This window comes from Oleiphilus sp. HI0067 (assembly GCF_001635735.1).
Genome location: NZ_LWFI01001429.1, coordinates 1 through 731 on the forward strand (window position 1 = coordinate 1; position 731 = coordinate 731).

The window sequence follows — 731 nt, forward strand, 5'->3', positions numbered from 1 at the left end:
CCAACTTGTCATGCCAACTAAAAATCGGCTTACCAAAACCTACGGAAAATCGTAGGACCTTAACACCACATCGTCTTGCCACCCAAAAATGACCGTACTCATGGACGGTCACCAAAATACCGAGGGTAATAATTAACGAAATGACTGACTCTAAGAATTCCATGGCAACTGTTAAACTAACGCTTGTGTTTCGATGAAAGATTCAGCAAGAGAACGAGCATCTTTATCTGCTGAGAAAATATCAGTAATCGTACCGACCTCAGTCTTTGGTGCACGACTCATTGCATTGGCGATAATATCAGGAATATCGACAAACCTGACCTTACCTTTAAGAAATGCATCAACTGCGACTTCGTTCGCAGCATTTAAATAAGCAGAGGCATATCCACCGGCGTCAAACGCTTCGCGAGCCAGATTCAAACATGGGAACAAATCGCTATTTGGCTTTTCAAAATGCAGCGTTGCAATTTCAGTTAAGTCTAAAGGCTTAACACCGCACTCAATTCTATGAGGCCAACTCAAACCATACGAGATAGGCGTACGCATATCCGGCTCTCCCATTTGCGCCAATACAGAACCATCTCCATAACGAACCATAGAGTGAACAATGCTTTGAGGATGCACAACAACCTCAATATCGGCACTTGAAACATCAAACAACCAACAAGCTTCAATCAACTCTAAACCTTTGTTCATAAGGCTTGCTGAATCGACTGATATTTTTCTACCCA

Annotated in this window: 1 protein-coding gene and 1 pseudogene; both read right to left on the reverse strand. The window is 42.5% G+C overall.

Annotated elements, in window-relative coordinates:
* Window positions 1-163, reverse strand: a 163-nt coding sequence (locus A3739_RS28360) for a site-2 protease family protein (protein WP_197472515.1), incomplete at its 3' end; no start/stop codon positions are given.
* Window positions 164-171: 8 nt separating this feature from the next.
* Window positions 172-731 (reverse strand): annotated as a pseudogene (locus tag A3739_RS23220) (1-deoxy-D-xylulose-5-phosphate reductoisomerase); the annotation flags it as partial.